The sequence below is a fragment of the Finegoldia sp. genome, assembly GCF_046991905.1.
In the GTDB taxonomy this organism is placed as follows: domain Bacteria; phylum Bacillota; class Clostridia; order Tissierellales; family Peptoniphilaceae; genus Finegoldia.
Map to the genome: position 1 here is coordinate 1 of NZ_JBKWZF010000069.1, position 5108 is coordinate 5108.

6 protein-coding genes are annotated in these 5108 nt (G+C 30.4%); all 6 read right to left on the bottom strand.

Translation table 11 applies throughout. The features are described 5' to 3' along the window. Positions 1 to 125 precede the first annotated feature (125 nt). On the bottom strand, positions 126 to 620 hold the full coding sequence (locus ACLUJM_RS12115; protein WP_412412919.1) for an ATP-binding protein: 495 nt from the start codon (positions 618 to 620) through the stop codon (positions 126 to 128). A gap of 700 nt (positions 621 to 1320) precedes the next feature. Beyond that, positions 1321 to 1995, bottom strand: a complete 675-nt coding sequence (locus ACLUJM_RS12120) for a DNA alkylation repair protein (RefSeq protein ID WP_412412912.1) — start codon at positions 1993 to 1995, stop codon at positions 1321 to 1323. A 140-nt stretch (positions 1996 to 2135) separates the two neighbouring features. Further along, positions 2136 to 2909 carry an ABC transporter permease gene (locus tag ACLUJM_RS12125; RefSeq protein ID WP_412412913.1) on the bottom strand — a complete coding sequence of 258 codons (774 nt, stop codon included), beginning with the start codon at positions 2907 to 2909 and terminating at the stop codon, positions 2136 to 2138. Between the two features lie 2 nt (positions 2910 to 2911). Beyond that, a complete protein-coding gene (locus ACLUJM_RS12130) occupies positions 2912 to 3697 on the bottom strand; it encodes an ABC transporter permease (protein ID WP_412412914.1) in 786 nt (261 codons plus the stop codon). Then, positions 3690 to 4613, bottom strand: coding sequence for an ABC transporter ATP-binding protein (locus tag ACLUJM_RS12135; RefSeq protein ID WP_412412915.1), 924 nt, complete (start codon positions 4611 to 4613; stop codon positions 3690 to 3692). Before ACLUJM_RS12135 ends, ACLUJM_RS12130 begins: the two co-directional genes overlap by 8 nt. A gap of 119 nt (positions 4614 to 4732) precedes the next feature. Then, positions 4733 to 5108 (bottom strand): sensor histidine kinase (locus ACLUJM_RS12140; protein WP_412412916.1); only part of this gene is annotated, 376 nt, incomplete at its 5' end.

The window sequence follows — 5108 nt, forward strand, 5'->3', positions numbered from 1 at the left end:
CCCTCTCCCTAGGGAAAGGCGTTTTACATATACTTCATATATTCTTTAACCACTCCACTGTATCTTCCATCCTATAACTTTTTTCCCTATACATATCCATAATATGTGTCCTATGAGCAAGTCTATCAACTATGGCTGGTTAGCATAGGATTTTTAAAAACCTCCTCCCATATTTCAAAGTTTAAATTAGTTATTAAAATTATTGAAACCTTATCGTTTCTAGATGATAAGAAATTAAAAAGAATATCACATCCTATCTTATCAAATGAAACATAACCTAACTCATATAAGATTACCAAGTCATATTTTTCAAATTTCTTCTTGTAGCTAGTAATTTGATTTTTACTCATAGCCTCCTGTAGTTCAATTACTAAATTAGGAACTGAGGTAAATAGTACATTCTTTCCAACAATACACGCCTTAATACCTAGAGCAGTTGCATAATGGGTTTTACCACACCCAGGAGTGCCTATTAAGATAATATTTTCTTTGTTATCTACAAATTTTAAGGTTTCTAAGTATTCAAACTTCTTATTTAACTCTAGGCTATATTTACTCTTATCAAAGTCCTCCAAAAACTTCTTATCGATAAATTTAGCATTTCTAATTCTTCTAAAAATCCCATTATTCTTTCTACCTCTCCTTCTTCAAATTAAAAGAGCAGCCTTATTTAAGCTACTCTTGTAGAAAGTATAAAATGGGTTTTATCTTATTATATTTTTCTTTGTGTCTCCTAATACCAGTTGTAAAACTACTCTTACGTTCATGTTATTTTTTTTGGTCTTTTTGAAGTATCCTTCTTCATATTTATCGAAGACAAAACGCTTATAAAACTGCTTAAAATGCAGGATTTCTATATTTACATCTTTTGTATAAACGCTATAGCTTCCACATGGCTTGAGTGGTCGGTATGGATAAATTTTGAAACTTTTTAAAATCCTCGTATGTGGGAATATATCCATAACGAATAAGTTAAGCTATTCATTATAAGTCTAAACTTTCCTTGTTTAACAAATTTGGAACTTAATCTAAGTATATTATGAAGAATAAGGTCATATAATTCAAATCTATTTAGAAATAATTCCATATCGGACATATTTTTAAATTAGCGTTTTAACATTCCCATTATCATCTTACTTTACTAGCAAAACTTCAATTTCCTGTTTTCTTGTCGAACACACAACAATTTTAATATTTATTTAGACCAACCTAATGATAGCATACATCAAGATGTGAGTTCTAAAACTAATTGCATGGTAAAAAATGCAAAAAATATATCCTAGGAGGTGTAAGTTAAAGTTCAATATTAACTAAATTACATCATCCTTTAAGTGACTTTAAATATTCTTTTTGTTTCGGTGTAATGCGCTTACTTTCACGTGCTTTCTGTATTGCCTTATTATGAGTCCATGTGTCTAGGCGCTGATCTTCAATGTGTTTTATGGTTGCATCCCACTCTTTTGCCAAAGCCGTTGCAAAGAACCATGCAATCATCATCTTAACGTAATACTCATCGTTATTAACAGAAAGAGGTATCTCCAAATACTCAGGTTTAAAGTCATCATCAAGAAAGTGAGACATTAACATCTCAAGACCAAAACGGCAAGTATATTCTTCTTCCGATTTGGACCATTCTTTAATTTTTTCCAAAAGTGCTTTTTTATTTTTTTTGAAAATCTTTGGAGACATAATGTCACAAACAGCCCAATTATCTACATAAGGCAGAAATTCATCGACTGCCTCAATACAGGCATCATAGTCTTTCATTTCAGAAATCAGGAGTCCGTGCAGCATATTTTCATCATAATATCTATGGGGTAAATCTCTTAGAAATTTTGATGTTTCCGGATCTCCTATAATTCTTTTAGCAAGCTTTCTAGCCTCTGGAACTCTAACCCCTATAAATAGATCTCTCGGAATATTTGGTGTCAATTTCGCTTGAAAATCAGCGTATGAAATATCCTGCAATGCCAATAATTCTTCTTTGATGTTCACTTCTTTCACTCTCCCTATAATTCTAATTTGTCGCTCTACATTTATTGTCTAATATAGAATTTGAAAATATCAATAACCTTTACTCACATGGTTCCTTTACATCTATCTTTTTTAAACAATAATTATTACTTTTCACTAGATCACCATCCTTTCTTTAATGATTGTTTCTTCTTCTCTCTTTTACTCCATTCACCTTCTTTAGAATTAATCAACAGAATAGTTGATAAAATTATTATGGATACTAAACTAATAATACAAATACTCTTACTCCAATTAACTGCACTATCATAACTTCGATAATTTATTAGTCCAAGACTTGCGGTAATAGGATACATATTTGCCAAAGTCATACTACCTACTGCAAACATTCCTCCATAACCATATACGAAAGATAGAATAGCTCCTATCATATAACCATTAGACAATCTACTGGTTAAAATAATAACTGGCAATACTGCTATATATAAAAATAGGCAATTTAATGTAATCTGTATTAATGCTTGTCCTACTAGTTGCATAGAAAAGCCTGGAAATTTAACTAAAATTTCTGCAATTACTGTAAACAATGTACAAACAATACCTAAAAAAATAGCAATTAAGCCACAAACTAATAGTTTCCCAAATAACAATTTTCGATAAGAAATGGGAACTACTTTTATATTTTTTAATGTATCGTCTTTTTGCTCTCTTGCTATAATATATCCTGCAATTAACGTAATACACATAGGGAAAATAGTGGACATATTATTCTTGATTACCTGTTCAATTAAATAAGTAAAGTCCCATGTAGATCCATCATTTGCCATTGATGTGAACAATGTCAATACAACCGAAAGAAGCATTAGTATAATTCCTGCCCATATAATATTGTATCTTTTTAGTTTTATTAATTCAGCTTTTAGAATACGACGCATCTCTATTCCCCCCTCTTCTTATATAAATAATCTATAAGTATAAATGATAGTATTGCTGTAATACTTAAAATCAAAACTACTTGAGATGTTGAAGGGATTAAGCCTGTCAATTCTTCCAAGTTCATTTTGATTCCATGTGCTGCCATATCTCCCGCACCCCAGAATGTAGTTAAAGGAGTAGGAAGAGTCCACAAAATCATCTTTGGTAAAGTATCATATAAAGCTGTAGCACTCATATTTAGTACACTGTAAAAAATACAAATCAAAACAGAAAATATATAACTTTTACTGAAAAAAACTACTAGTACAATAAGGGGTAATGTTCCAGCTGTAATAAAAATTCCTGTTTCAAGTGCTAACAACAATTTATATCCAATACCATATATTTCTGTAGTAAAGCTTCCACATATAAATGTTGCAAATGTAGATGCGACACAAAAAATTGCTCCAAAAATAAATAATACAATAATCTTAGCAAGTATCATTTGTGTACTTGTTACGGGAATTGTCCTTAAATTTTTAAATGTATCATTATCTCTTTCCATAAAAAATAAAATAGCAGCTATCACACCTATAATACAAGGTAACAAAAATTGTACTCCATATCCTAAAACCATATTAAATAGTCCATCAAAAGCATCTTTTTTATCAGCATATTGTTCTAGCATATTGGGCGTAGTCATTAAATAAGTTAAAGGAACTGGAAATAAAAAAGCTGATATAACCACAAATAAAATGAACTTTTTCCTTTTTAATTTCCAAAACTCACACTTAATCAAATCAAGCAATTCCTTCACCACCTGTCACACGCTTGAAGTAGTCTTCAAGGTTTTCTTCATATGTGTGTGCTTCCGATACTTCAATATCATTTTTCACAAATGAAGTTATTATCTTTTCAATAGGTAATTCAAGATTATATAATTTTAATTTATTATTATTTTCAACATCAAACTCTGTTTCTCCAAATGTTTGCTCTAAAATTCTTGCTGCTTGTGGTGCATTAGAAACAATGAAACGTGTATGCTTATTACTCTTTTTTTCTAAATCTTCAAGACTAGATTCTTCTAATAATATGCCTTTGTCGATAATTCCTACATCATCTGCCAAAAGCTGTATTTCAGATAATATATGACTTGATATTAATATTGTTTTTCCTCTTTTTTTACAAAGATCTAAAATAAATGAGCGTATTTCTGCAATACCAATTGGATCTAATCCATTAATGGGCTCATCAAGTATTAGGATTTCTGGATCATGCATAATTGCAAGAGCAATTGCAAGCCTTTGTTTCATTCCCAATGAATACTCGGAAAATAGTTTTTTGTCATTATATGGTAGCCCTACTAAATCCAACGAATTCTTAATAGCATTGCGATTTGGCACGCCTCTTAGTGTCTCAAAAATACGCAAATTTTCCGTAGCAGTTAAATTAGGATAAAACCCTGGTGATTCAATTAAACTTCCTATTCGTGGAAGAGTCTTTTTTTCATTTCCTTTAAGTGGTTTTCCAAAAACATAAACATTTCCACTAGACGGTTCAGTTAAAGATAAAAGCATCTTCATTGTTGTAGTTTTACCTGCACCATTCCTCCCTAAAAGTCCATATATTCTTCCTTTTTTGACATGGATGTTTAGATTATCAACACTCTTTTGTTCCCCATAAATTTTTGTCAGATTTTTAGTTTCTATAATGTAATCACTCACTAGATTTACCTCCTTTTATTTATAATTACATTATAAATCATCATCCTTGCATTAACCTGACACTAACCTTGCATTAACCTTGCAATAAAAAAGTCCTTGTAAAAACAAGAACTAAAATTTTATTTATATCTATTCGGTGTCGTATTAAATTGAATTATGAAATTTGTAAATTCTCCTTCTTTACTTTCTACCGTTATTTCTCCTTGCATAACTTCAACCATTTGCTTTACAATAGCAAGTCCAAGTCCACTTCCTTTTCTACTTCTTCCTGCATCGCATTTATAGAGACGGTCAAAAATATATGGTAAATTAGTATCAGAAATACCTATTCCATTATCTTTTATAGAAATAAATACTCTTCTATTATTGTTAGAAATACTAATGTATAGCTTAGAAGCTTTACTGTGACTTATTGCATTTTGTAGTAGATTATTTATTATCCTCTCATACTTATCTCTATCAACTTTTATAAAAATTGGTCTTTCAGGCATATCT